Source organism: Parasphingorhabdus flavimaris (genome assembly GCF_013371215.1).
GTDB lineage: Bacteria > Pseudomonadota > Alphaproteobacteria > Sphingomonadales > Sphingomonadaceae > Parasphingorhabdus > Parasphingorhabdus flavimaris.
Genome location: NZ_JABWMH010000007.1, coordinates 1 through 1,512, shown reverse-complemented (window position 1 = coordinate 1,512; position 1,512 = coordinate 1). Strand labels below are relative to the sequence as shown.

The following is a 1,512-nucleotide window of genomic DNA, read 5'->3' as shown; positions in this document are numbered from 1 at the left end:
TGTCCGTCGTCAGAACATTTGGCACAGATGGCTGCGTAAATTAGCGGAGCATCGGCCTCGTCTTATTGGTTGATATTAGGCGGCTAGCTTGCGGTGTTGCAAGCGCCGATGTTCAATGGTCTTTCGTTTGATCCTTTCCCGTTGTTTGATGATGGCTTCTGCGCGGCCAAAGTAGGCGTCTGCGGGCGTCACATTTTTTAGGCTCTCATGATAGCGCTGGTGATTGTAATGCTGCACGAACGCCTCGATCTGGGTTTCGAGATCGCCAGGCAGGAAGTAGTTTTCCAGCAGGATGCGGTTTTTCAAAGTTTGGTGCCAGCGCTCGATCTTGCCCTGCGTCTGCGGATGGAACGGAGCACCGCGAACGTGGCTCATGCGCTGGGCTTCGATGTATTCCGCCAGCTCGCTAGCGATGTAACTCGGGCCATTGTCACTAAGCAACCGGGGCCTGTGATGGACGCGGGCCTGGTCGCAGCCTGATGCTGCCAGCGCCAGATCCAGCGTGTCGGTGACGTCTTCAGCCCGCATCGTGCTGCACAGCTTCCAGGCGATGATGTAGCGAGAGTAATCATCCAGCACCGTCGATAGATACATCCACCCCCAGCCAATGATCTTGAAGTAGGTAAAATCCGTCTGCCACATCTCGTTGATCCGGGTTGTCTGGGTATGGAAGCGGTCCGCCGCTTTGATCACCACATAAGCCGGGCTGGTGATCAGGTCATGAGCCTTCAGCAGGCGGTAAACCGTGGCTTCCGACACGAAGTAGCGCTTCTCATCGGTAAACCGCACAGCCAGTTCGCGCGGGCTGAGTTCGGATTGTTCCAACGCCAGTTCGATAATCTGGTCATGGATATGTGCCGGGATCCTATTCCATACCCTGCTTGGCGAAGACGGCCGATCCTCCAGCGCTTCAGGCCCGCCCTCCAGATGCTTGTCATACCAGCGGTAAAAGGTCCGGCGCGCGATGCCCAGCCTGTCCAGCGTTTGCTTGGCAGGCAGATGCGACTGCTCGACGATCCTGATGATCTCCAGCTTTTCGGATGCAGGATATCTCATTCCTCGTCTCCCCCATGCCCGCTCATGCTTTTTTTAAGCAGACGGTTCTCGAGAGTAAGATCGGCTACGCATTCCTTCAGGTCGCGCGCCTGGTGCCGCAGGTCCTTCACCTCGTCACTGGTAGCAGCACGCGCAGTGTCACCGGCCAATCGGCGCTTGCCAGCCTCCATGAACTCCTTCGACCAGACGTAATATAGGCTCTGTGCGATGCCTTCCTTGCGGCACAGTTCGGCAATGCTGTCATCGCCGCGCAGACCTTCCAGCACGATCCTGATCTTGTCCTCTGCTGAAAAGTGCCGGCGAGTTGCCCGCCGAATGTCTTTTACTACCCGCTCAGCACTCGCTTTGGGTTTTGAGGATTTGGGTCTCATCTTCGTTCCTTCGTCACTACGACGAGACCCAAATCCTCCTTAACTTACAACATCAAATTTGTGCCACAGGTGCTGACGGGGAACA

At 56.1% G+C, this 1,512-nt stretch carries 1 protein-coding gene; it reads right to left on the bottom strand.

Annotated features, from left to right (window positions below):
- Positions 1-75: 75 nt before the first annotated feature.
- Positions 76-1,427 (bottom strand): IS3 family transposase gene (locus HUO14_RS16115; protein WP_176280882.1). Its coding sequence is split into 2 segments (ribosomal slippage): positions 76-1,091 and positions 1,091-1,427, totalling 1,353 coding nucleotides; the frame shifts between segments, so codons are not numbered across the junction.
- Positions 1,428-1,512 lie beyond the last annotated feature (85 nt).